The 24,516-nt window shown below is 62.8% G+C and carries 24 protein-coding genes; 11 read left to right on the top strand and 13 right to left on the bottom strand.

The window, feature by feature from the left end; genetic code table 11:
- Positions 1-29 precede the first annotated feature (29 nt).
- The 6 genes from AC1RQP_RS17585 to AC1RQP_RS17610 all read left to right on the top strand — a co-directional run bounded on the left by AC1RQP_RS17585 (position 30) and on the right by AC1RQP_RS17610 (position 5,725).
- Positions 30-518, top strand: coding sequence for a MarR family winged helix-turn-helix transcriptional regulator (locus AC1RQP_RS17585; protein ID WP_440640837.1), 489 nt, complete (start codon positions 30-32; stop codon positions 516-518).
- Between the two features lie 16 nt (positions 519-534).
- Positions 535-1,296 carry an SDR family oxidoreductase gene (locus AC1RQP_RS17590; RefSeq protein WP_459606376.1) on the top strand — a complete coding sequence of 254 codons (762 nt, stop codon included), beginning with the start codon at positions 535-537 and terminating at the stop codon, positions 1,294-1,296.
- Positions 1,297-1,370: 74 nt separating this feature from the next.
- Complete coding sequence (locus AC1RQP_RS17595) at positions 1,371-2,165, top strand: enoyl-CoA hydratase-related protein (RefSeq protein ID WP_492937896.1); 795 nt, start codon at positions 1,371-1,373, stop codon at positions 2,163-2,165.
- 17 nt (positions 2,166-2,182) lie between these two features.
- Positions 2,183-3,424 (top strand): acetyl-CoA hydrolase/transferase family protein, encoded by a 1,242-nt coding sequence (locus AC1RQP_RS17600; protein ID WP_492937897.1) that lies wholly within the window; start codon positions 2,183-2,185, stop codon positions 3,422-3,424.
- Positions 3,425-3,441: 17 nt separating this feature from the next.
- Entirely contained in the window at positions 3,442-4,371 is a 930-nt protein-coding gene (kce, locus tag AC1RQP_RS17605) for a 3,5-dioxohexanoate:acetyl-CoA acetone transferase (RefSeq protein ID WP_492937898.1), read from the top strand.
- A 139-nt stretch (positions 4,372-4,510) separates the two neighbouring features.
- Positions 4,511-5,725, top strand: coding sequence for an enoyl-CoA hydratase-related protein (locus AC1RQP_RS17610; protein WP_492938416.1), 1,215 nt, complete (start codon positions 4,511-4,513; stop codon positions 5,723-5,725).
- Positions 5,726-5,800: 75 nt separating this feature from the next.
- Here AC1RQP_RS17610 and AC1RQP_RS17615 read toward each other — a convergent pair whose 3' ends face one another.
- Both AC1RQP_RS17615 and AC1RQP_RS17620 read right to left on the bottom strand, forming a co-directional pair.
- Entirely contained in the window at positions 5,801-6,583 is a 783-nt protein-coding gene (locus AC1RQP_RS17615; protein WP_492937899.1) for an enoyl-CoA hydratase/isomerase family protein, read from the bottom strand.
- Positions 6,584-6,656: 73 nt separating this feature from the next.
- The gene (locus AC1RQP_RS17620) at positions 6,657-8,090 is read right to left on the bottom strand and encodes a CaiB/BaiF CoA transferase family protein (RefSeq protein ID WP_492937900.1); all 1,434 of its coding nucleotides are present in this window, start codon (positions 8,088-8,090) and stop codon (positions 6,657-6,659) included.
- Here AC1RQP_RS17620 and AC1RQP_RS17625 point away from each other — a divergent pair.
- The 4 genes from AC1RQP_RS17625 to AC1RQP_RS17640 all read left to right on the top strand — a co-directional run bounded on the left by AC1RQP_RS17625 (position 8,066) and on the right by AC1RQP_RS17640 (position 11,669).
- Positions 8,066-8,752: a histidine phosphatase family protein gene (locus AC1RQP_RS17625; RefSeq protein ID WP_492937901.1), complete on the top strand. Its 687-nt coding sequence runs from the start codon at positions 8,066-8,068 to the stop codon at positions 8,750-8,752. The genes AC1RQP_RS17620 and AC1RQP_RS17625 overlap by 25 nt on opposite strands.
- A 10-nt stretch (positions 8,753-8,762) precedes the next feature.
- A complete protein-coding gene (locus tag AC1RQP_RS17630; protein WP_492937902.1) occupies positions 8,763-9,848 on the top strand; it encodes an acyl-CoA dehydrogenase family protein in 1,086 nt (361 codons plus the stop codon).
- A 25-nt stretch (positions 9,849-9,873) separates the two neighbouring features.
- Entirely contained in the window at positions 9,874-11,016 is a 1,143-nt protein-coding gene (locus tag AC1RQP_RS17635; protein WP_492937903.1) for an acyl-CoA dehydrogenase family protein, read from the top strand.
- Positions 11,017-11,276: 260 nt separating this feature from the next.
- Positions 11,277-11,669: a MarR family winged helix-turn-helix transcriptional regulator gene (locus tag AC1RQP_RS17640; RefSeq protein WP_492937904.1), complete on the top strand. Its 393-nt coding sequence runs from the start codon at positions 11,277-11,279 to the stop codon at positions 11,667-11,669.
- Positions 11,670-11,693: 24 nt separating this feature from the next.
- On the opposite strand, the gene AC1RQP_RS17645 is transcribed toward AC1RQP_RS17640, so the two are convergent.
- Complete coding sequence (locus tag AC1RQP_RS17645) at positions 11,694-12,845, bottom strand: ABC transporter substrate-binding protein (protein WP_492937905.1); 1,152 nt, start codon at positions 12,843-12,845, stop codon at positions 11,694-11,696.
- 216 nt (positions 12,846-13,061) lie between these two features.
- On the opposite strand from AC1RQP_RS17645, the gene AC1RQP_RS17650 reads away from it, so the two are divergent.
- On the top strand, positions 13,062-13,955 hold the full coding sequence (locus AC1RQP_RS17650; RefSeq protein ID WP_492937906.1) for a MaoC/PaaZ C-terminal domain-containing protein: 894 nt from the start codon (positions 13,062-13,064) through the stop codon (positions 13,953-13,955).
- A gap of 29 nt (positions 13,956-13,984) precedes the next feature.
- Here AC1RQP_RS17650 and AC1RQP_RS17655 read toward each other — a convergent pair whose 3' ends face one another.
- The 10 genes from AC1RQP_RS17655 to AC1RQP_RS17700 all read right to left on the bottom strand — a co-directional run bounded on the left by AC1RQP_RS17655 (position 13,985) and on the right by AC1RQP_RS17700 (position 24,361).
- Positions 13,985-14,905, bottom strand: coding sequence for a Bug family tripartite tricarboxylate transporter substrate binding protein (locus AC1RQP_RS17655; protein WP_492937907.1), 921 nt, complete (start codon positions 14,903-14,905; stop codon positions 13,985-13,987).
- A 135-nt stretch (positions 14,906-15,040) separates the two neighbouring features.
- Positions 15,041-15,661 (bottom strand): histidine phosphatase family protein, encoded by a 621-nt coding sequence (locus AC1RQP_RS17660; protein ID WP_492937908.1) that lies wholly within the window; start codon positions 15,659-15,661, stop codon positions 15,041-15,043.
- A 113-nt stretch (positions 15,662-15,774) separates the two neighbouring features.
- Positions 15,775-16,926, bottom strand: coding sequence for a CaiB/BaiF CoA transferase family protein (locus AC1RQP_RS17665; RefSeq protein WP_492937909.1), 1,152 nt, complete (start codon positions 16,924-16,926; stop codon positions 15,775-15,777).
- Positions 16,923-18,176 (bottom strand): 3-hydroxyacyl-CoA dehydrogenase, encoded by a 1,254-nt coding sequence (locus tag AC1RQP_RS17670; protein WP_492937910.1) that lies wholly within the window; start codon positions 18,174-18,176, stop codon positions 16,923-16,925. Before AC1RQP_RS17670 ends, AC1RQP_RS17665 begins: the two co-directional genes overlap by 4 nt.
- Positions 18,151-18,813 carry a nitroreductase gene (locus AC1RQP_RS17675; protein ID WP_492937911.1) on the bottom strand — a complete coding sequence of 221 codons (663 nt, stop codon included), beginning with the start codon at positions 18,811-18,813 and terminating at the stop codon, positions 18,151-18,153. Before AC1RQP_RS17675 ends, AC1RQP_RS17670 begins: the two co-directional genes overlap by 26 nt.
- A 10-nt stretch (positions 18,814-18,823) precedes the next feature.
- On the bottom strand, positions 18,824-19,873 hold the full coding sequence (locus AC1RQP_RS17680; RefSeq protein ID WP_492937912.1) for a phosphotransferase family protein: 1,050 nt from the start codon (positions 19,871-19,873) through the stop codon (positions 18,824-18,826).
- Positions 19,874-19,878: 5 nt separating this feature from the next.
- Positions 19,879-21,123 carry an acyl-CoA dehydrogenase family protein gene (locus AC1RQP_RS17685; RefSeq protein WP_492938417.1) on the bottom strand — a complete coding sequence of 415 codons (1,245 nt, stop codon included), beginning with the start codon at positions 21,121-21,123 and terminating at the stop codon, positions 19,879-19,881.
- Between the two features lie 22 nt (positions 21,124-21,145).
- The gene (locus AC1RQP_RS17690; RefSeq protein ID WP_492937913.1) at positions 21,146-21,940 is read right to left on the bottom strand and encodes an SDR family NAD(P)-dependent oxidoreductase; all 795 of its coding nucleotides are present in this window, start codon (positions 21,938-21,940) and stop codon (positions 21,146-21,148) included.
- A 10-nt stretch (positions 21,941-21,950) separates the two neighbouring features.
- Positions 21,951-22,712: an SDR family NAD(P)-dependent oxidoreductase gene (locus tag AC1RQP_RS17695; protein ID WP_492937915.1), complete on the bottom strand. Its 762-nt coding sequence runs from the start codon at positions 22,710-22,712 to the stop codon at positions 21,951-21,953.
- On the bottom strand, positions 22,709-24,361 hold the full coding sequence (locus AC1RQP_RS17700; RefSeq protein ID WP_492937916.1) for an AMP-binding protein: 1,653 nt from the start codon (positions 24,359-24,361) through the stop codon (positions 22,709-22,711). Before AC1RQP_RS17700 ends, AC1RQP_RS17695 begins: the two co-directional genes overlap by 4 nt.
- Positions 24,362-24,516: the final 155 nt, after the last annotated feature.

Below are 24,516 nucleotides of genomic sequence, written 5' to 3' on the forward strand. Positions count from 1 at the left end.
AAGGGCGGTCGCATCCGTAAGGACCTTCGATGGCTAGAGATCTCAATTCAAGCCTCCGCTTCGGCTTCCTCATTCACGACGTCTCGCGTCTGCGACGGGTCGTCGTCGACAGGTCGCTGAAGCCACTCGGCATCACCCGTTCTCAATGGTGGGTGCTCGCCTTCCTTTCGCGGCGTGATGGCATGACACAAACTGCCCTTGCAGCAGATCTTGATCTGACAAAAGTGGCGATCGGCGGTCTGCTCGATCGCATGGAAGCTGCTGGCTTCATCGAACGTCGCGCCGACCGAAATGATGGGCGCGCCCGACGCGTGTATCTGACCCGCGCCGGCGCAAAGATGGTTAACACCATTCGCGAACACGTCGAAGCGGTCGAGCTTGAAATTCTAAGCCGCGTACCTGAGGAGCAACTGAATCAGGCGGCGGATACGCTGCGCACACTCAAGGATACGCTGCTCGAGATGCTGGGCGGTGAAGCCGAAGAGGCCGAAGGCGCCGAATTGGACCTCATGGGATGAAACACGGAGACTTGCGATGCGTGGATTGAAAGACAAGGTAGCGATCGTCACGGGCGGAGGACAAGGCATAGGCCGCGCGCTTAGCCTTCGCCTGGCGCAGGAAGGATGCAAGGTCGCCATTTTCGATCTCAAGCCTGAAGCCGGCGCCGAGACCGCCAAGCTGGCGGGTGCGGGCACCACCATCAAGACCTACGAGCTCGACGTCGGCGATTACGCGGCGGTCAAGGATGCCGTGGGCAAGGTTGAAGCCGAACTCGGTCCGATCTGGGCCCTCGTCAACAACGCCGGCTGGGACAAGCCGATGCCCTTCCTCGCGACTGACCAGGCGCTCTGGGACAAGATCATTCGCATAAATATGCTTGGCCCGCTCAATACCCACCACGTGGTTGCGCCGCTCATGGTCGAACGCCGGGCCGGGCGCATCATCAACATCGCGTCGGATGCGGCCCGCGTCGGTACCAGCAACGAGGCCGTCTACTCGGCCTGCAAGGGTGGCCTGATCAGCTTCACCAAATCGGTGGCACGCGAACTCGCCAGCAAGGGCGTCCTCCTCAACGCAGTCTGCCCCGGCCCGACCAATACGCCGATGATGGCGGCCGTTCTCGGCGAAGGCGAGCAGGCGGTGAAGTGGAAGGACGCGATGGTTCGCGGCATCCCGCTCAAGCGGATGGGTGAGCCGGAGGATTACGCAGGTATCGTCGCATTTCTCGCCTCCGACGACGCTGGCTTCATGACGGGACAGACCATCTCCGTCGCCGGCGGCATGAACATGATCTGACCGCGACCGCGGTCCTTCCCATCAAGACTTTCGACCCAGCAGCGCGCCTTTTCGTGCGCGCAAGAGAGGAAACCATGACCAATCTGCCGACATTCGAAGACATCGTCTACGAAAAGCGCGACCGCGCCGCCTGGGTCATCATCAATCGCCCCAAGCTCTACAACGCCTTCCGCGCCAAGACGATCGACGAGCTCATCCGCGCGTTCCAGATTGCCGGCGACGACAAGGGCGTATCGAGCATCGTTCTGACGGGCGCAGGCGACAAGGCCTTCTGCACCGGTGGCGATCAAAGCGCGCATGAAGGCCAGTATGACGGCCGCGGCATCGTGGGTCTGCCCATCGACGAATTCCAGTCGATCATCCGCGACGTGCCGAAGCCGGTGATCGCTCGCGTGAACGGCTTTGCCATCGGCGGCGGCAACGTTTTCGCGACCCTATGCGATCTCACCATCGCGGCGGACACCGCCGTTTTTGGCCAGGTCGGACCAAAGGTCGGATCGGTCGATCCGGGTTGGGGCACCGCCCTGCTTGCCCGGCACGTCGGCGACAAGCGCGCCCGTGAGATCTGGTATCTGAACGAGCGCTATAGCGCGCAGCAAGCCTATGACATGGGCCTGGTCAACAAGGTCGTGCCGGCGGCCGAACTCGACGCAGCGGTCAAGGTCTGGACGGACACGCTTGCGGAGCGGTCACCCACTGCGCTCGCTCTCGCCAAACGGTCGTTCAATGCCGACAGCGAGAACATCCGCGGCATCAGCATGGCTTCACTTTACTCCGTGAAGCTGTTCTACGAGACCGAGGAATCGAAGGAAGGCGTCCGCGCGTTCAACGAGAAGCGCAAACCCGACTTCCACAAATACGCGAAGTGATCGACCGGAGAGCGAACGTGGCGCCTCGTCGCTTTGAGCCCGCTTCGCTCGCCTCCGTCCTGCCTCCGGACGGGCGTACCCTCGTGGTCGCCTGTTCCGGAGAATCCCTCCTTCTCGCCGATGCGGTGATGTGCGCCGGCGAGGCCCTCGGTGCCATGACGTTCACCGGCATCTTTGTCCCCGGCTTGAACACTCGGACATATCTCGCCAATCCGCGCTGCCGGGTCGAGACGTTCTTCATGACGCCCGAGCTCAGGGCTGCTGGCGGCGCGGTGTCGTTCTTTCCTCTTTGCTATGGCGACATCCTCGCGCGCTTGCGGACCGTGCAGATAGACGCTGCGCTGTTCATGGTCGCTCCGCCCGATGACAACGGCATGTGCAGTTTCGGTCCCATCGCGGATTTCCTTGCGGACATCTGGCCTCGCATTCCCGTTCGGATTGCGCACATCAATCCGCTGATGCCGAGAACGCATGGCCATCACGGCATTCCCCTTTCCGAACTGACAGCGGTGATCGAGGCAGAACAGCGGCTGCTCGGCTTCAGCGAGGGGACGCCTGACCCGGTTGCCCAAACCATCGCCAGCCATGTCGCTGGATTTATTCCGAACGGCGGGACCGTACAGACAGGACTCGGAAAGATCCCGACCGCCGTCCTGCGCGCTTTGACCCGCCACCGCGACATCAGAATCCATTCTGGACTGATCGGAGATGCCGTCCTCGATCTCGCCGACGCAGGTGCCCTCGCCTCCGGCTGTGCTGTCACCGGCGGCGTCGCCATCGGCTCTCAACGGCTCTATTCCGCCGTCTCGAGCTCCTCCTTCGCGTTCACGCCCGTCTCGAACACCCATGGTCCGAGGGTCGTCGCCGATATCGATCGGTTCGTGGCGGTCAATTCCGCGATCGAGGTCGACCTGTTTGGTCAGGTCTATGCCGAGATGACGGCTCAAGGCCTCATTTCGGGGCCGGGCGGCGCTTCGGACTTCGCGCGCGGCGCCTGGTGCGGCTGCGGTCTGCGGATCATCGCACTTCCGGCGACTGCCGCTGGTGGCACCATCAGCCGTATCGTCGGACCGAATGGCGGCGCCGGCCCCGTATCGCTCGGACGCATGGACACCGACATCATCGTTACCGAGAACGGCGCGGCCGACCTCCGCGGGCTTTCTCATCGCGACCGGGCCCATGCCCTCATCGGGATTGCCGCCGAACATCATCGCGATACTTTGTCGAACAGCTGGACCGCCTTCGAGTCCAGATTCTAAGTGGGAGGATACACATCATGGCGAAGAACAAAGTCATCATCAGTTGCGCCATCACCGGCTCCATCCATACGCCGTCGATGTCGCCGCATCTGCCGGTGACCGCAGAACAGATCGCGAGCTCAGCCCTCGAGGCGGCCGACGCCGGCGCCGCCATCGTCCATCTGCATGCCCGCAATCCCGAGGACGGCCGGCCAGATCAGAGCCCCGAAGCGTTCGAGCCGTTTCTGCGAGTCATCAAGCAGTCGTCGAACGTGGTCGTGAACCTCACGACGGGCGGCTCGCCGTACATGACCGTCGAGGAACGCGTTCGTCCCGCGGCCAAGTGGCGGCCTGAGGTTGCTTCTTTGAATATGGGCTCGATGAATTTCGGGCTCTTCCCGATGCTGAAGCGCTACAAGGAGTTCAAGCACGACTGGGAGCCGGCCATGCTCGAAGGCTCCCACGATCTGGTCTTCCGAAACAGCTTCAAGGACATCCGCTATGCGCTTGAAACGTTGAACGCGACCGGCGCGCGCTACGAGTTCGAGTGCTACGACACCAGCCATCTCTACAATCTATATTACTTTTTCACCGAGGGGCTGGTTCAGGCGCCCTTGTTCATCCAGACCTGCTTCGGCCTGCTCGGTGGCATCGGCGCGCATCCCGACGACGTCATGCACATGAAGCGTACGGCCGATCGCCTGTTCGGAAACTCCTACCGCTGGTCCGTGCTTGGCGCAGGTCGCAATCAGATGTCGGTGGCGGCCATGGCTGCGTCCATGGGCGGGCACGTCCGTATCGGCCTCGAAGACAGCTTGTGGGTCGGCGCCGGTCAGCTCGCGACCTCGAATGCGGCGCAGGTGCGTCAGGTTCGCAAGATCATCGAAGGCCTTGGCCTGGAAGCGGCGACCGCCGACGAGGCTCGGGAGATCCTCTCGCTCAAGGGTGGCCACCGGGTCGGATTTTGATCGCCCCGTACGCCTCGCTCCCCTCAAGAAGACAAGGGAATACTCCATGACGCTGGCTCCGCCCAAGCTCGAGCAGTTCCGGCTCGAATTGAAAAACAACGGCCTCGCTCACTTCATATTCGACGCGCCCCGCCGCACGATGAACGTATTTTCGGAAGCCGCCATCGTCGAGCTCGGCGCATTCGCCCGCTGGCTCGCGCAGAGCGACGTACGAGGCGTCGTCGTTCGATCCGGCAAGAGCAGCGCATTCTGCGCCGGCGCCGATCTCACCGAGCTCGGTGTCGCCTACGACATGATCATGGCGAAGCCTGCTCACGCTCGGTTCAATGCCGCTTACGATCATTTCTTCCGCCTGAGCCTGGCCATCCGCGCCTTGGAAAGCTGTGGCAGGCCCGTCGCGTCCGCAATCGCGGGGCTCGCCCTCGGCGGTGGCTACGAACTTGCGCTCGGTACGCACTACCGCGTGCTGACCAACGATCCGCGAGCCGTGCTCGGCCTGCCTGAATCCCTGGTCGGCCTGTTGCCGGGCGGAGGCGGTACTCAGCGCCTGCCACGGCTGATCGGCGTCGAACGCGCTCTCCCGGTGCTTCTGGAGGGCGCAAGGCTCTCAGGCGCTGCAGCTCTGGAAGGTGGGCTGGTCGACGCGCTCGTCGCCCCTGGCGAAGAAGTGGCGGCCGCGGAATCGTGGCTGCTCTCGACGCCGACCGCTCAGCAACCGTGGGATCGCGCGGATTGGAAGGATCCGTCGCCGCTCGAGGTGAGCAAGCTTCTCGGCCCCGTCCGCGAGCGCGTGCTTGCGGAAACGCTCGGGCACTATCCAGCCCCCCTTGCGATCCTCGATTGCGTCGAGTTCGGCCTGCCGCAATGCTTTGATGGCGCCATTCGCAGCGAAATGGCGATCTTCTCCCATCTGATCCAACGGGCCGAAGCTCGCAACATGATCCAGACCCTTTTCCTCGGTCGAACCGATCATGATCGGATGGCAAAGTCCGGCGAACGACCTGCCTTCATCGCAGATTTCGTCACCACGACGAAATCGGTGCTTGAGGAGGCAGGCCCCAGCGACGAACTCCTCGCGACGCTCGGTTTCACGCGGCCCGGTTTGCCAAGTGTTCCGGCGCTTCGCCGCAACGCGGGCGCTGGCTATTGGCTGAACCAATCAGATCCGGATCCTCGGCGTCAGCCCGCGCTGGCGCTGATGCAGCGCCTGAGCCAGGCGGTCCTCCCGCTGACATTCAATTTGACCGCAGAGCAGCTTCGCATGGCGGACTACGCCGTCGTACGCGAGCTCGGTTATCCCGCCTATCTGGGCGGCCCTGCTGCTTTCGGCCAACGCGAATCCTCCGCGTCCTGACGATCGATCAAGGACCGCTGATCCAACGCCTCAAGCGTCGTCAGCGGGCGCGAAGCACGAAGCTCGCTTCCCGTCCTAGAGATCGCTATAGCTCGGCTCGCGCTTTTCCCGGAACGCCGCCAGGGCTTCGCGGTGGTCGGCCGTTTCGAGCAGCATGACCTGCTGACGGTCTTCCATCGCGAGCGCGGCCTCCAGGCCCGGCGCGTCGATCAGCGCGTTGAGCGTCTGCTTTGTCATGCGCAAGCCCATCGGCGCTGTCCGCAGCAGGTCGCCGGCATAGGCCAAGCCCGTGGCCAGCAGTTGATCGGCCGGCACGACGTCGCTGACCAATCCAACCGCCTTGGCTCTTTCGGCCTCGATGAATCGGCCGCTCAGCAGCAGCTCCGAAGCCACGGACAATCCGATCAATCGCGGCAGCAGATAGCCCGACCCCATGTCGCAGCCGCCGACGCCGACGCGGATATAGGCGGCATTCATCCGAGCGTGCGGCGAGGCAAAGCGGACATCGGCGGCGAGCGCCAGGGAAAAGCCGGCCCCACACGCCGCCCCCTGAACCAGTGCGACGATGGGTTGAGGACAGCTCCTCATCAGCCGAATGATACCGGAGTATTGCTGCTGCATTTGCAGCTGGCGCTGCGGCCGCCCCTCTCCAGGCTTGGCGAAGGCCTCTGAACCAAGCTCCGCGCCGGCGCAAAATGCGCGGCCATTGGCACGAAGGATCACCACACGTGTCCTGAGCTTGTCGTGCACTGAAGAAAAGTAGGTGGTTAGCTCCGCGGCCATCGCCGGCGTCACCGCATTCAGCGCATCCGGCCGGTTCAACGACACGATGTCGATCCCGGGCCGCTCCTCGATCATGATCGTGGTGAAATTGTTCGCCGTTGGCTCGCTCATCGATATCCTCCCTCTCTCGTCCTTCTACGCGCATACCTCATCCGATGATGCCGGCGCCGCGCAACGACTCGATCCGCTCCGACGACATGCCGAGTTCGGACAGCACTTCGTCCGTATGCTGGCCGAGCTCAGGCGGCGGCCTTCCCGCCGTCCGCGCCTGGCCGTTGATGCGGACAGGGTGTGCCACGCCCTTCAGATGCCCAGCCGCGGCATGATCATATTCGACGATGATCCCACTGGCGTCGGTATGCGGATGGCTCAGCATTTGGGCGAGCGAGTTGATCGGCGAACAGGGCACGCCGGCCGCCGCCAGCCCCTCGTTCCACGCCACGGCAGAGCGCGACATCAGCGCCTTCTGCACCCGGCGGAGCGTCTCTGCCCTGTTTTGAACCCGATCGGCATTGGTCCGGAAACGCGGATCGTCCACGATCTCCGTGAGCCCCACAACGCCGCAGAACTTCCGCCACAGATTGTCGTTCGCCACGCCGATCATGATCGGCCCGTCGCCGGTTTCGAAGGCTTGATAAGGGCACAGCGACTCGTGGCTCGAACCGCATTTTGCCGGCTGGACCCCGCGCTCCCAAAAGGTCTGCAGGTTATAGCCAAGCAGCCCCATCGCGGTCTCGAACAGCGACACCTGAACCGCTCCGCCTTGCCCGGTCTTCTCCCGTGCATAGAGCAGCCCGAGAATCCCGCTGAATGCATGCACACCGGTCATCTGGTCGATCGGCGAGATCGGGCTGCGGATATACCCTCCGCCCTCGTCGCCCGTCATCGCCATGATGCCGCAAAAGGCCTGAAGGATCACATCATAGCCGGGCGCATTCTTCAAAGGGCCACTTCGGCCGAAGCCCGAGATGCTGCAATGGATCAGTCGCTCATTCAGCGGACGCAGTGTCGCAGCATCGATTCCGAGACGCTCGGCAACGCCCGAGCCGAAGCTCTCGATCGCCACATCAGCCGTCCTCGCCAATTCATGCGCGATTTCCCGACCGCGGTCGGTCTTGAGATCGATGGCGATGCTGCGCTTGTTGCGGTTCGCGCTGAGAAACACCGTTCCGAAGCCTGGCGCAGGAAATGGCGGCCATCCCCGGGTTTCGTCGCCCTGCCCCTTCATTTCGACCTTGATGACATCCGCCCCAAGGTCGCCGAGATACTGGCTGCATAGTGGGCCCGCCAGCACCTTGGAGAAATCCAGCACCTTGATCCCTGCGAGAGGTTTCGACATGGACATGTCCTCAATGATCCGCGCCGTCCAATTGATACGCTGGCGTACTTGATCTGTAAATCTCACATCAGGAAGCGCACGCATGTGATGTTCGCAAAGGTGTGCCGCAGAGGTTCTGTCGCCGGGCCATGGCTCTCGAAAATATGAAGATAATCGGCGAGGCATCGGAAGCGGTGGCGCAGCTCTGCTCGCTTGACACATTAGTTCACTACTGTACCATGTTCCAAAAGAATGACGGTCCAACCTGCCGCTCGCGGGTTGCTGCCGGAGAAGCGCATCTGGGACGGACCATGAAAATCATTCTTGTGCGCCACGGCCGGCCGGACGAGAACGATTCCGCGAACCCCGGCGATCCGCCCTTGAACAACGACGGACGGCGGCAAGCGGGCGCCATCGCCGACCTTCTCAGTTTAGAAACCATCGACCGCATCGTCGCGAGCCCGTTGCGGCGCGCTCGGCAAACGGCGGAGCCGCTGGCGCAACGCATCGGCAGGGGAATCGACGTCGTCGACGGCTGGGCCGAGGCTGACCGGTTCGGTGCGCGATATCGCTCCACCGAAACGCTGCGCGGTCTGGGGCAGGAAGAATGGAAGCGCTTCCTGACAGACCCGATCCGCTACCTCGGAGGAGATCCCAATCGTTTCCAGGCCGAGGTCCTCGGTGCCCTCAAGACCATCGCCGCCGAAGGCCACGCAACACAGAAGGTTGCGATCTTCACTCACGGCATGCCCATCAACGTCGTGCTCTCGCAGGCACTCGCATTGAACGGCTTCGTGCATTTCCTTCCAGGTTACGGCTCGGTCACCCGCCTCCGCCTGCGCAGCGACGGAGGCATCGGCATCATCAGCATCAACGAGAGCGGTCACCACGCACTCGCGACGCCGATAGCATCAACAGGCTCATGAGGAGTTGCAGGTGATTTCGTTCGAACTGAGCGAGGAACAGGAGATCGCCCGCTCGGCCGCCTCCGGCCTGGCGCGATCCACGCTCGCGCCAGCTGCCCGCGCCGCGGATGAAGCCGCGCAAATTCCTTCCTCCACACTCAAGGAGGCCTGGGCGCTGGGCATCGTACAGGCGGTTGCCGACCCCGCGTTTCGGACAATGGAGCAGCCGACCGTCCTGAACGCGCTCGTCCTCGAAGAACTCGCGGCCGGAGACGCAACCGTGGCGACCGCCATTGCCGCGTCCGTCGGCTTCGCCAAGGCCGTCGCCGAGCAAGGATCCGATCGGCAGCGCGAAGAATTGCTCCCGCCGTTCGTCTCGGACGTCCCGCGGTTCGCTGCGGTGGTCGAGTTCGACGGCCCCTTGCCCGACGACACGGCGGCAAAGGCCAGCGTCACGCGAACAGCCGATGGATTTCGGCTGCGAGGCGGTGCGACAATGGTGCTGCTCGCAAAGCCCGGCACTCACCTGCTAACGCTGGTCAAGTGCGATGGCCGCGACGAGGCGCTCATTGTCCCGGTCGATACGGACGGCGTGCGCGTCTCGAAAATCCATGGCACGCTTGGGCTGCGCGGCCTCGATTGGGCATCGGTCGCATTCAACGGCGTCACGGTTCCCGCATCCATGCGTCTCGGCGAGTCTGCCGGCGCCAATGTCCAGCGTATCCGCGACGCGGCCCGGATCGCCCTCTGCGCGATGCTTTCAGGACTGTCACGCGCTGTGTTCGACTTCGCTCTTCCCTACACCAAGACCCGCATCGTCCACGGCGAGGCCATCGCCCGCAAGCAGGCCATCGCATTCAAGCTGGCGGACATGCATGTCGCGATCGATGCGATGCGCTGGATGGGACTGAAGGCGGCAGCCGAACTGGACAGAAGCCCCGAGGCGCCGCGCAGCGCACGCCTGGCGCAGCTCTATGCGAGCGATGCCACCATGCGCATCGCCGATGAGGGCGTGCAGGTGTTTGGCGGCCACGGCTTCGTCCGCGACCTTCCGCTGGAGATGTGGTACCGCAACGCCCGCGCCCTGTCGGTTCTCGATGGCCTGGTCGGCGCATGACTGGCGGAATTCGGAGAGACCCCTCATGATCAGCTTTGAGTTCACCGAGCGCGACCGCCAATTGATCGAAGAGGCACGTCGTCAGGCAAAGTTGGCGGCCAAATATGCCCGCGATTTCGAGGACGCCGAGGACAGCCTTCTGCCGCACGCCTATCCCGAGGCGGATGGATGCCCCGACGTGCGAGCTCTGCTCGAGGCCTTTGTCCATGAAACCAGTGGGCACAAGATCATCAACGCGCTCCTGTACCTCGAAGATTGGTATGGTGGCGTTCCACTGCGCGAGCACAGATATTCGCTCGGTAACACCGTGCTGAAGATCGCCGGAACGGCCGAGCAATATGACCGTTGGCACGACCGCACCATCGCGATCGGGTTGACCGAGCCGGTTGGCGGTTCCGATCCGGCTTCGGTGAGGACCACGGCGCGGTTCGATCCGGTCAGCCGCAACTGGATCATCAACGGCGAGAAGATTTTCATTACCTACGCTGAAGGATGCGACGCGGTCCTCGTCCTCGCGCGCGTGCTGCATCCGGATCAGCCGCAGCGCCTGTCCACCTTCATCGTCGAAAAAGGCACACCGGGATTCAACGTCGGCCCTCAGATCCGAAAGATGGGCATCCGTTGGGAAGATACCGCGGCGCTTTCCTTCGTCGATTGCCCGGTTCCGGCCTTCAATCATGTCGACGGCGACCTGAAGAAGACGCTCCAATCGTTCAGCGAATCCCGTCCGGTCGTCGCGGCTTACGCTCTGGGCGTTTCGCGGGCGGCGCTCGACTACACCTGGATCCAGCTTGGCAACGCCGGCGTCAAGCCCGACTATAATGCGCGGCTGGCGACGCAGCCGATGGCGGCCGCCCGCCTCCTGTCTCTGGAAGCCGAATGGGAAGCAACCTGGCTTACCGTGGTCCGTGCCAAGTGGATCGAGCAGCGAGAGGGGCCGGGCAAGGTCGACTCGTCCATGGCCAAAGCCATGGGCGGGATGTTGGCACGCCGCGTCACCCAGGCCTGCATCGACGTCCTCGGCGCCGCGGGTCTCTCCGCCGCCGGTCCCCTGGAAAAGCTGTTCCGCGATGCGCGGATCTTCGACATCTACGAGGGGACCGGGGAAATCCAGCGGCTAATCATTGCCCGCCATATCCTCGGCTATTCGCCCAAAGAGCTTAACTAAAGGGTAGCGTGCGCATCGCTATACCCTCCAGCCTGGCCCCGGAGGGCTGAGGGGCCGTTTCTTGATCGCCCGTTGAAATACGCTAGTGTATGGTATGAGCTCAGCGGTCCCATCGGGCCTGCTCCAAGGGACACTGGATGGTTGATCAGCCGGCCTGGGATCTGCGACTCGGATACCTCATTCATGACGTGTCGCGACTGAGGAGGATGATGTTCGATCGCGCCCTTGCGCCGCTCGGCATTACCCGTTCGCAATGGTGGGTGCTGGCGTTCATTTCCCGCAAGGACGGCCTGCCCCAGGTCCAGTTGGCCAACGAGCTCGATGTCGGCAAGGTTGCGGTGGGTGCCCTGATCGACCGCTTGGAATCGTCGGGATTTGTGGTCCGTCACCCCGATCCGGTCGACCGGCGTGTCAAGCGCGTCTTCGTGACCAAGCAAGCCAAGGGCTTCCTCGAACGAATCCGCAAGGAGACCGACAAGTTCAACGCCAGCATTGCCAAAGGCATCGACCGCAAGGAACTGGAAGCCGCCTCCCACGCCCTGCTGGCCATGAAGCGCAACCTGCTCGCCTTGTCTGACGTCAACGCGTCCAACGGAACAAAGGAGGAGCCGGTCACCAAGCCGAAGCCGCGACGGCGGCGGCGCACCGCCTAGTCCCCCCCCGAGCCCGGCGCCGGCCTAGCGTGGGTTATGACTGTCGGCATCGAGAAGATGCCATGTCGATCCTTCGAACCGCATCAACCGCCAGTCCTTGATGGGAGCGAAGTCGTCCGGCGACGTATGGAGGCGAATTCCGGGCAACAGCATTCCCAGCTCGACATCCTTGAGATTTGCCGCAACTCTCATGACGTTCTCTCGCGAGATATCATCGCCGCACTGCTTCAGCACATGAACCAGTGCCTGTGCCGTATTGTAGCCGTTTACGATCAACGTATCGCTGCGGTCCGCGGCAGGAAGATACTGGTCGACGAATTCACTGAATGCGACAAACCCGGCGTCGGCTTTCCATGCTGGGTCGTTCGGATCCTTGAAATATGCCGCGGAAATCGCGCCCTGAGCGGTCTCGATGCCCGCTGGCTTGATCACGCTCCCGATTGAGGCCGATACGTAGCTCAGAATGTGCAACGGCCGCCAGCCGATTTCCGCCATCCGCTTGAGGACTTGGGCGGCGAACTTCGGCGTTGCGACGTCGAGCAGCACGTCGGCGCCAGTCGCCTTCAGCTTGACGAGATGAGAGTCAATGGTCGGCTCCGATACGTCGAATGGCTCTTCAGTGACGATCATCGATTGCGCTTTCAGGCCTAGCCCTCGCTTCAGTCCCCGAACGTAGTCCCTGCCGAGATCATCGTTCTGAAACAGGATCGCGATCCTTGCCTCGGGCCGATGTTCCAGAAGATACTTCGCGTAGAATTCCGCCTCGGTCTCGTAGCTGGGCGTGAATCCGATCGTCCACGGGAAATTCCTGGGATCGTTCCACTTCGCAGCTCCGCTCGACACGAACAGTTGCGGCACTTTCTTCGCGTTAAGGTACTTCTGAGCGGCGGAGTTCGTTGCCGTTCCCATGGCGTTGAACACCAACAGCACCTCGTCGCTCTCGACCAGCCGGCGCGTCTGCTCGACGGTCTTGGGCGGCGAGTAGCCGTCGTCATACGACAGAAACGTGATCTTGCGGCCGTTGATACCACCCTCCTCATTGATTTTCCTGAAATAGGCCGCCTCCGTCTTGGCGACCATGCTGAAGGCAGACGCCGGTCCACTGTAGGGCGACGTGTTTCCGATCTTGATCTCGGTGTCGCTGACGCCGGGTCCATATCTCTTGTCAGCAGCCAAGACCCACCCGCAGGAAACGATCGTGGCAATCGCGATGCAGACGGCAGGTAGGAGATTTCGTCCGAAGGTTCGGGCTTTCGTTCCGACGGTCGCGTCCCATGACAGTGCGCCCGGCGCCGACCGTTGATCGAGACCTCGCATGACATTGCTCCCATCCGCAGCGCACATACATCAGCCATCTTATTCAGTACACTATCGTACTATAAGGAGCTTTTCTTGGAAGCAACTGCCAACCTGCGCAATCCGGAGCATCACGTGAACTTGGAAGCCGTCCGCAATTTCCGCTTCAACTCCGTCTCCCAAGACTTCAGCCGCCGCGACACGATCCTGTACGCACTCGGTCTCGGCTTCGGCTCCGATGCGCTCGATCCCGATCAATTGCGTTTCGTGCTCGAAGACAGGCTCGTGGCCGTCCCGTCGATTTGCTGCGTTCTTGCGCATCCTGGCCGTTGGGTCGCAGCGCCCGAACTGGCCATTGACTGGATCAGGCTGCTGCACGGAGAGCAGACTTTCGAGATTCACCACCCGATTCCTCCCGAAGGCTCCGTCAAGAGCGACTATCAAATTGCCGCGGTCGAGGACAAGGGCGTGGACAAAGGAGCCATTCTTCACCTCGTGAAAACCCTGAGCGACGCAGCGACGGGAACACGCCTCGCAACCGTCCGCTCGGTGCTGTTCCTTCGCGGCGATGGCGGCTGCGGCGGCTTTGGCGACCCGGGCCAGTCCGCCCGGCCGCTGCCGGGCAGTCCGCCGGCGCTCACACTGGAAATTCCGACGCTGCCGCAGTCGGCGCTGATCTACCGGCTCAGTGGCGACTACAACCCCATTCACGCCGATCCGGAGGCTGCCCGTAAGGCGGGGTTCGAACGGCCCATCCTGCACGGCCTCTGCACATTCGGGGTCGCGACCCGTGCCATCCTGTCCGCTTTTGCCGGCAACGCTCCGGAGCGGCTCCAATCGCTTTCAGCTCGCTTCAGCCGCCCCGTATTCCCGGGCGAGACAATCCGCACCGAGTTTTTCCCCTCCGGCGACGAAATTCGCTTTCGCTCGATTGCGGTTGAGCGCAACCTCGTCGTGCTCGATCGCGGCACGGCTCGCTTGACGATGTGAGGCCACTCCACGCGCGACCGCTCGCCAAATTACTTCTTTTCGATCTTCGCGATTTCCACGATCTGCGCCCATCGCCTGGTGTCCGCGTCGGCGAACGCGCCGAGTTCTGCCGGCGTCGTCAGGAACGGCTTGGCGCCAACCGATTCCAGATAGGCGCGTGTCTCCGCGCTCTCCAGAAACGCGACCACAAGACGGTTGAGTCGATCGACGACATCAGGCGGCGTCCCCGACCGCACGAACACGCCGACCCAGGCGGTCAGCTCCGATCTCTGCAGTCCGATCTCCTTCATCGTGGGCGCATCCGGGAGGCTCGCAATCCTCTCCCCGCTGGTGACGGCGAGCACCCGAAGCTGGTGATCCTGAATCAGCCCTTGGGCACTGGCTGGGTCGGCGAAAACACAATCGATCTGACCGCTCAGCAAATCCGTCAGCGCTTGCGGCATGCCGCGATAGGGCACGTGCTGCATCCGGATGCCGGCGTCATAGCGAAATAGTTCGGCGGCGCCCCTGCTCGATGTGTTTCCGCTGCCGAAGGACAAGGGCTGCGCGCGCGTCTTTGCGAGTGCGACGAATTCTGCGACGGTTCGCGCCGGGAAGTCGTTCTTGACGGTGAGCAGCAATGGAATGCTCATGACGCCCGCAACCGGCGCAAAATCCGCCTTGGGGTCGAACGGCATCGCATTGAACAGATTGACGTTGGCTGCATGGGTCGAGTTCGTGGTGACAAACACGCTGTAGCCGTCCGCGTCCGCCTTCAGCACCGACAGCGCCGCGAGATTGCCGTCGGCGCCGGGCTTGTTCTCCACCAGGACCGTCACGCCGGCCTGGTTCTGGATGCTCTCGGCGAGGTGCCTGGTTACGCCGTCGGTCGCGCTGCCGGCCGGAAACGGCACCGTCAAGGTCACGCGCCGCGAAGGAAACGTCTCCGCGGAGGCGCTTTGCGCAATCATCGTCGTGGAACTCACGGCTAAGGCAAGACAGGTAATTGCGAGCATGCGAATTGTCATGAAAGACGGCTCCGAGGGGACAGCTTCAACGCAGGCGACATTGCTCCGCCGCACGGCTCGTGGCCAGCGGATGCCACACTAGCGATATTCGTCGTTGATGCATTCAACCGCCAGATCGGCAAGCGTCGTACCGGATATGCGCGTTAGGGAACAATGACCGATCCGCAACTTGCTCCGACTCTCGAGCCTGAGGGCGTGCTGCACCAGAACCTTGACCGGCGTACCGTGGCTGAAGACCGCGATGACGCGCGCTCGCGAAGCCAGCAGTTGCTCGCATGCGCGAAGTACCGTGGCATTGAATTCGGCCTCATCCTTTCCGAAGAACGCGGCGGGCGACGCCAGGAACTCCGTCCATCGATCCGGATACTCGCGCTTGATGGTCTCGGGCGAGCGGTAACGGTCGGTGTGCAAGTCGACCTCGGCAAGCCCATCAACAATTTCGACCGGCAGATCGATCAGGGCCGCCAGCGGCTCCGCCGTCAGACGCGCCCGCCGCTGCGGGCTCGACACGATCCGATCGATACCATCGCCGGCGAGCAATTCGGCGACACGGCGCGCCTGCAAAGCCCCCTCGCCGGTCAAGGGAGGATCGCCGGGATCCAGCGGATTCCCCTCGTCCGGCTCGCCGTGCCTGACGAGAATGAGGCGGGTCGCACCAAGGTGCTTTTCAGCCATGTTCGTTCTCCGCTCGAAGCGCATCGGCAGGTTTTGCTCCGAAAATTGGCCGCCGCAATCAAGCGGCGGCCAAGTCACAGGAGAGCAGGCATACCGGCCTGCCAGCGGAACCTTTCATTGCGAAAATCCACATCGTTTCAGGGATCAGCCATCGCGCCGGCGGCCACCAAAGCCTGACGATCCCCTGGCGAAATACCCCAGTCCACCAGGGCCGCGCGGTCATCCGCCCCGGGGCGCGGTGCCGGTCGCGCGAGTTCGGATACGGTGCGCGAAAACCGGGGCGCCGGACTCGGATGGCGGACACCGTCGAACATGGCATAGACGTCGCGCGTCATCATCTGCGGGTGTGACGGCGCTTCGTCCATGGTCAGTACCGGAGAAAGGCAGGCGTCACGTCCTGTGGCTGCCGCGACCCATTCATCCCTCGTCCGCGACGCGAAGACGCGCGCAAACACGCTGCGCATCATGGGCCACGCCGATCGATCGTTCTGGGCTGGCATCTGCGTCTGATCCAGACCCATGACCTCGACGAGATTGGCGTAGAAATGCGGTTCGATAGCGCCGACTGCGACGTACTTTCCGTCTTTGGTCTCATAGGTGCGGTAGAACGGCGCCCCGCCATCTACGATATTGTCGGCACGCTTCTCCGACCATGTGCCCTGTTGGCGAAAGGCCTGGAATGCCGACATGAGATGGGTGACCCCATCGATCATGGCGACGTCGATCGTTTGTCCTCGCCCCGATCGCTTCGCTTCCCATGCCGCCGCCAGCACGCCGACGACCAGATAGAGAGCGCCTCCGCCCAGATCGGCCACTAGGTTGAGCGGCGGCGGCGGCGGCCGATCATCGTCGCCGAGGCAGTGCAGCGCTCCCGTAAGAGCAAGGTAGTTGATGTCGTGGCCGGCCTCCTTCGCCAGCGGTCCGGATTGTCCCCAACCCGTCATGCGTGCGTAGACCAATGAAGGATTGGCAGCGTGGCAGGCGTCCGGCCCCAGCCCCAACCGTTCCATCACGCCCGGACGAAATCCCTCCACGAGGATGTCCGCCTGCCTCAGCAGCTTTACGATCGTCGCGACCGCCTCCGGCTTCTTCACGTCCAACGCGATCGAGCGCTTGCTTCGATTGTAGAAATCGAACTGCGGCGGCAATTCCGGCTCGCTTCCCGGCTTGAGAATGCGATCGATCCGCAACACATCGGCTCCAAGATCTCCCAGCAGCGCGCAAGCGAACGGCGCGGGGCCGATGCCTCCCATTTCAACGACACGAAATCCCTCGAGCGGGCCTGTCACGATTCACTCTCCGTCGTTCGATATTTCGACAATCCGGTGCCACCGAGCGCGAGCTCACGCAGCCACGGGCTCGGCGCAAACCGCTCGCCATGGGCAGCCGCGAACCGAGCGCATAGTTCGACGAATTCGTTGATGCCGAATGTCTCGATCCAGCTCGCAATCCCTCCCGAAGATTCTTGAAATCCGAGACCGAGAACAGAGGCCGTATCGGCGTCATCCGCGCTGGAGATGGTCCCCTCCTCGAGGCAGCGCATGGCCTCGCGCGCTTCCGCCGCGAGCAGGCGCAGTTCCACAGTTCGCGCGTCGGGCTGGCCATCCACTCGCGGGTAGAGCGAAGCCAGACCAGCCCATAGCTTGCGTTCGCCGCTTGCCGGCCAATCGTAGAAACCGCCGCCACGACCGCGACCGCATCGCCCGCTCTCGACCAGAACTTTGAGCACCGGTTCGGCCAAAGGCCGACAGAAGCGGGCTTGCTGGCCGTCGGCGCGGGCTTGCCTTGCCTGCTGCAAATTCAGCGCGATCCCGGTCGCGTCCAGAGTTGCCAACGGGCCGATCGCGCGACCGGCGGCGATCGAGGCCATTTCGATGCGTTCGGCTTCGACGCCCTCCTGCAGCATGCAGACCGCCTCGTCGAGATAAGCGGCGAAGACGCGTGTCGCGAAAAAGGACGGACCATCGCGGACGACGATCGGCACCTTGCCGATCGCCTTCACGAAGGCAAGACCGTCCTGCAAGGCAGGCTCCAAGGTTCGCTTCCCTCGGACGACCTCGACCAGGGGCATGCGTTCGGCGGGCGAGAAGAAGTGCAATCCCAGGAACCGCTCCGGACAGCGCAGCGCCGTAGCAAGACCCGACACCGCGAGCCCCGACGTGTTGGTCGCCACGACCGTGTCGGTTGTGACCGCCTGCTCGATCTGCTGCAGCACGCCCGCTTTCGTGGACCGATCTTCTGCCACGCTCTCAATGACAAGACCGCATCGGACCAACTCTTGCGGCGTGAAGGGCCTGATTGCGATCAGGTCCAGAATCCGACGGCTTTTGTCCTCCGACATCCGGCCCCGGCTGACCTGGCGCTCGACCGACGTTCGGATGCGCGCTGTCGTGTCCCACACCCGATCCGCACTCCTCGCGCAAAGGACGACTTGCCGCCCGGCTGCCGCTACGGCTTGAGCGATGCCGCACCCCATGAGGCCGGCTCCGACGATCCCAACCGGGTTCGCCGCATCAGCGATGGAATTGGACCACATCATTGATCTCTGCGCGGCCGACACGAGCCGTGTTCGCTTTCACGTCTGGGTCTTCGTATCCGAACGATATTCCAAAGAGCAATTTCAAGTTCGAGGGCACACCGAGATGGTCGCGAACCACATCCGGAAACAGACCGAGAGCCCCTTGCGCGCAGGACGCAATTCCGTACGCCGTCAGCAAAAGCATCACGCTCTGCGCATACATGCCGATATCGGTCGCCTCACGCGTATCGAACGGTTCGGACATGAAGATGAACACCGCATGGGGCGCGTCAAAGAAGGCGTGGTTACGCATATAGGCCATCTTCCGGCCGACCGCGTCGTGACGCTCGATGCCCATGGCCCCGTACAACGTCCTCGCCGCATCGACCTGACGCTCGCGATAGATGCCGGTGAATACGCCGTCGGCAGGCCAGTCCGGCTTGATCGGCTCGTCGCGCGTCCCTGCCGACGTCAGCGCCTCACGCAGCCGCTTCAACGTTTGCCCCGAGACGACGTGTGGCGACCAGGGCTGAACATTGCAGTTCGACGGCGACCATTGCGCCAGTTCAAAAATCTTGCGGAGGACATCGTCGGGAACCTCGCGCTGGAGAAATCCCCGGACCGAGCGCCTCGTCCGGATCGCTTCCTCAACGCTCATGGCGCCTTGCTCACTCACGGTCGCCGCCCTCCTCGATCAAGTCCACCCCTCGCTTGGCATAGGCACGCGCAAGCTTGCGCCCAATCCGCGCTGCGTCAGGCAAGACGTTGTTGCCTTGATCACCGCGTACGGCCACGCCGGCGCTGCCGACGGCTCCGCGGAACATAGCGAACACCTGATGAAACCGACCCAGCCGCTCCTGCGCCCCCGACAATTCATAGTAGCGCTCGAGATAGTCCTGCTCGGGGGGAATCCCGAGCTCATCGAGTGCAAGGCCGAGCAGGCCGCCGTTCTCGTCGGGCGCCATCTGATAGGCCTGACTGTTGAATGCCAGATCGACCAGGGGATGACCCAGCGTCGACAGCTCCCAGTCAAGGACGCCGATGACGCGCGGCTCCCTTGCGTCGAACATCACATTGGCGATGCGGAAGTCGCCGTGGCATAGCGCAAGTGTCTGGCTCTCCGGAACGCGCTCTCCCAGCCACCTGACGATCTTGTCGAGGTCCGGATTATCGTCGTCACCGCGCCGGAATTGCTGCCATTGCGACGACCAACGCGTGAACTGGCGAGCAAAGTAGTTTCCTGGCCGTCCGAAATCGCCAAGCCCGAGCTTCTGATAATCGAGACGATGGATCGCGGCCAGCGTCGCGCACATCGAGCGATAACATTCGGTACGTTCAACTGGGGTCAGCCCGTTCAGGGCAAACTCCTGAAAGACGCGCCCATCCAGCCACTCCATCAGATAGAAGGGCGTACCGAGGATCTCGCGATCCTCGCAGTAACGGTAGGGCTTGGGCGTCTTCACGTCACTGTCCCGCAATGCGGTCAGCACCCGATATTCACGGTCGATGGCGTGCGCCGACGGCATGAGGACACTCCCCGGCTGCTTCCTCAACACCCCGCGCCAGTCGCCCCGCGTGACGAAATAGGTCGGGTTCGACATGCCGCCGCTGGTCCGCTCGACTTGCGCGCGAGCGGCGCCGCCAAGCCAGGACTTCAGGTAATCGTCCAGGCGAGCGATATCGAAATCGACATTGCGATCTGCCGCTGTCGCGCTCATGCCGGTCAGCTCGCGCGCTTGCCGCTGAAGCCGAATAAGTATTGGGCCACGCGCCGCATCTGGACCTCTTCGGTCCCCTCCGTGATCCGGTAGCGACGATGGTGACGATAGATGTGCTCGAACGGCAGGGCTCGGCTGTACCCCATACCGCCATGGACCTGCATGGCACGGTCCGCCGCCTCGCAGCAGAGGCGATTTGCGCGGAAATTGCAGATCGAAACCATGTCGCTAATCTGCAGCGGATTCTGCCTGTCCATCTGCCAAGCCGTGCGGAAGATGAAGTTCCGCAACATCTGGTATTCCGCCCACAGCTCAACGAGAGGGAATTGAACCGCCTGCTTCTTGGCGAGGGGCTCACCGAAGGCCTTTCTCTTGTTGGCGTATTTGACCGCTTCCTGGATGCAGTAGCGCGCAGCGCCAACGCTCGCGGCCGCCTGCCGAATCCTGTTCTCGTGCACGAAGCGCTGAGCGACGACGAGCCCTTCGCCCTCCTTGTGAAGGATTGCGCTGTCGGGCACGCGTACGTCCTTCAGCTCGGTCTCCGCGTGATCGCTCGGCATATTGAACGTCCAATGGTTGTACAGGACATTGTGGCCAGGCGCGTCGGTCGGGACGACGAACGCGGTGATACCCTTGGCATCGCCCGGCTTTCCCGAGGTTCGCGCGAAGATCAGATTGGCATGGGCTCTTGCAACTTGGCTATTCCACCGCTTGCGCCCGTTGATGACCCAGTGCGCACCGTCTTTCACAGCATTGGTTTCCAGCCAAGTTGCGTCGCTGCCGTGTCCGGGCTCGGTCAGGCCGAAGGACAGATGCTTCTTGCCGGTGATGATCCCTTCGATATAGGTCTTCTGCTCCTCGCTGCCGTAATCGGCGAGCGCGGGGATGATCGGAAAGTTGCCTACGATCGAGGATTCATCCTGCAGATCGTTGTGCAGTCCGAGCCCGCGCGCCGCGAGGTGCTCGCGAATGGCGGCGATCGCCAGGTTGGAAGCGGCCTGCCCGCCGCAGGATTTGGGCAGCCCGTAGCGCAGATGCCCTGCCTTGTCCGCTCTGCGTTCCATCTCGCTGATCAGCGCGCGCCACTCGGCGCGGGGGCGGCCATCGTGGTCCCAATCGGTCCGCGCATTCTCGCGGCGATGGTCGAAGAACTGCATGTTGTCGCGCTCAAGGGGCTTGATCTCGGCCTCGATGAACGCATCAAGCTCCGCGAGCTTGTCGGTAATCTCCTGCGGCAATTCGAAATCCATGGCCCTGCTTCCTTCCTTTTTGCTATTTGTTCGGGAGTGCGATCCGCCCGTATGGATGTGTGCTGCTGACGCCGCCGTCGACCGACAGCAACTGGCCGTCGACATAGGATGAGTCGTCGCTCGCCAGGAACGCGGCCGCGGCCGCGATCTCCTCCGCGCGCCCGGGGCGCTTAAGCGGCGTGACATGGCCGAGCTTGCCCTCGATGCCGCGCGACCGCGCATCTTCGAAGACCTTGCTGGTCAGTTTGGTCTCCACGAGTCCGGGCAGTACGGCATTCACGCGCACGCCCGTCCCGGCAAGGGCATTGGCGGCGGTCTGCGCGAGATTGTTCACGGCCGCCTTGCTTGCGCTGTAGGAGATCGCGCCGGCATTTGCCCGCAGAGATGCCGCCGACGACGTCAGGATGATCGATCCATAGCCCTGCGCCGCCATGTGCCTGCCCGCGTACTTGATCGCCAGGAAACAACTGATGGTGTTGATCCGGTAGACTTCGCTCCATTCCTCCGTGGTCTGCTCGAGCAGCGGCGTATTTGTTCCGGTCACGCCGATATTGGCGAAGAAGACCTCAAGTCCGCCGAGATCAGAAACGCACCGCGACACGATGGCTTCGACATTCGCCTCGACCGAAGCGTCCGTGATCATCGCCGCTGCCTTTCCGCCATTTGCATTGATGAAGGCCGCGGTCTCTTCCGCATTGTTGGCCCGCCCGACGACCAGAACCAAGGCGCCCTCGTGCGCGAAGCGAATGGCGCTGGCGCGCCCGATACCGCTGCCGCCCCCGGTGACCACCGCACGTTTGCCCTCCAGCCGCTTCATCGTGGCGCTCCTATCTGCTGGGAACAGTCCATCCGCCGTCGGCCGTGACCGACGCTCCCTGGACGTAACTCGCCTCGTCGCTGGCAAGAAAAGCGGCCAGAGCCGCGATCTCCTCCGGCTCGCCGAAGCGGCCCATCGGCATCTCGACACGCCTCTTGGCGATCGTGGTGTCGTCGTATTGAGCGATCGAGGCAGGGGTCCCGATCATTCCGGGCGCAATCGCATTGACGCGGATGTTGCGCGCGCAGAGCTCGACAGCCGACGCTCGCGTCAGCCCGACCACCCCGGCTTTCACCGCGGCATAGGCGATGGCATCCTTGGTCGGATGTTCGGCTGCGATCGAGCTCAGATTGACGATCGATCCTCCGCCCCGCTGCACCATTTGTGGGACAGCTGCCTGCGTGGTCCAGATCAGGCCAAGTAGGCCGACCCCGAGCATTTTCTCGGCCGTCTCGGCATCGATTTGATCGAGCGGCTGAAACCTGGCGAATACAGCGTTGTTGATCAGCGACGCAATCGGCGATGCAAAATCCCGCTGGATAGCCTCGAACGCGGAATGAACCTCTGTGCGCTTTCCGACATCGGCCGTGTAGGCCCGGGCTTGGAAGCCCTTGGACTGCAGCTCCTCGACCGCGGGTCCCAACCTGTGCGCGCTGACATCGACGCAGGCGAGGTGCGCTCCCTCGCTTCCAAGGCGCTCGGCAATGGCCAACCCGATGCCCCGTGCCGCCCCGGTCACGACGCAGACGCGGCCCGAGAAGCGCCCGCTCATGCGCTCGCCTTCTGAGCGCCGTCGACGAACTCCTTCGCTTTTTCCTTCAGCAGGAACTTCTGAACCTTGCCGGCGGGCGTGCGCGGCAGATCGTCGATGAAAATGATGCGCTCGGGCCAGTACTGTTTCGCGACCTTGTTTCCGGCCATGTAGTCTTGAAGACCGGGAAGATCGAGAGTCTGCCCCGGCCGCAGGACAACGAACGCACAGGCCTTTTCTCCCAGCCGCTCGTCCGGATATCCGACGATCGAGGCAGATAAAACCGATGGATGTTTGAACAAAAGGTTCTCGATTTCGAGGACTGGCACGTTCTCGCCACCACGGATAATGATATCCTTGGAGCGGCCGTTGATGCGGATGTAGCCTTCCTCGTCCATGAAAGCCAAATCACCGGTGTCGAACCAGCCTTCCGCATCGAAGGGATTGAGATCCTCGCGCTTGTAGTAGCCGAGGCACATCTGGGCACCGCGGACCTTGAGCGCCCCCGTCTCTCCGACCGGAGCGGAAGAGCCATCCGGCCGCAGGACTTTCACCTCGACACCATCCAAGGGACGACCATCGGTCTTGGAGGATTTCTCGAGTGCCCGCTCCGGCTCTGTCAGCGTGCTTGACAGTGATTCCGTCATCCCCCAGAGCGAACAGACCTTCAGACTGAGCTCGCGATAGACGCGATCGATCAAGGCAGGAGGAATGGGCGCGCCGGCACAAAGGAATTTGCGCAGCTTCTCCGGTTTTGGCGCCCCCGCCGCGACCGCCTCACACATGTCGGCCAAGAACGTGGCGGCACCCGCCGAATAGGTAACGCCGTTCTCCGACATGATCGACACACCGCGTGACGGTTCCCAGACATCCTGGAAGATCACGGACGCACCGATCTTCAGACCAAGCAACATCCCCGCCGCAAAACCCGTCATGTGCCCGAGGGGCGAGCACACGAGCATCGTATCGTCGCTGCCAAGACCAAAACGTCCCGCGAGGGCGACGTTGCATGCCAGGAGCGTGTTCAAGCAGTGCATAACGCCTTTGGGAGATCCTGTCGTTCCCGACGTGAACATCAGGACCGCCATCTGATCGGGCGGAAGCGCGCCGACTTCACCTGGAGGAGGCGCTTCGAGGCGCTCATCCGTTGCGAGCAGCGCTTGACGGAAGCTATTGGCTCCCATTCCGTCGACGACGATCACATGCTCGAGCTTCGGCTGCGCCGCCTTCAGGGCCTGCGCCATTTCCTCATGATCGAAGCCCCGGAACGACTTGGGGACGACCAGCAGCTTGGTCTCGGCAAATCCCAGCATGTAGTTGAGTTCATGCTCGCGAAAGATCGGCATCAGGGGGTTGACGACAGCGCCGACCCGAAACGCAGCCAGCGCGATGACGGCGGACTCCCACCAGTTTGGCAGTTGCACCGAGACCACGTCGCCCCGTCCGATCCCAAGCCGCTTCAGCGAAGATGCCGCGCACGCGATCCGGTCCGCCAACTCACGATAAGAGAGCCGGACCGGCTCATTGGGACGATCCGCCCGGTAGGCCAGCAGCGCAAGCTTGTCCGGCGTCGAGGTCACGCTGGCCTGGAGAAACTCGTCGAAATTCTTGTCAATCCAGAAGCCCTGCGATCGCATCGACTGCGCGTGCTTCGCTGCATCGAACCCCATGCTATCCTCCCTTAGCCAACCAAGGCCCCGCGACTACGGGCTTATTTGATGTGCTAGTTTACTATCTTTTCTTCGGCTAGCAAGCTCGATTATTTCGGTGGAAGGCGGTTGTTATGGCGGCGCCGCAACTTTCGTGCTTTCATTTTTGGTACACT

Source organism: Bradyrhizobium sp. GW821-FHT13H06 (assembly GCF_058803975.1).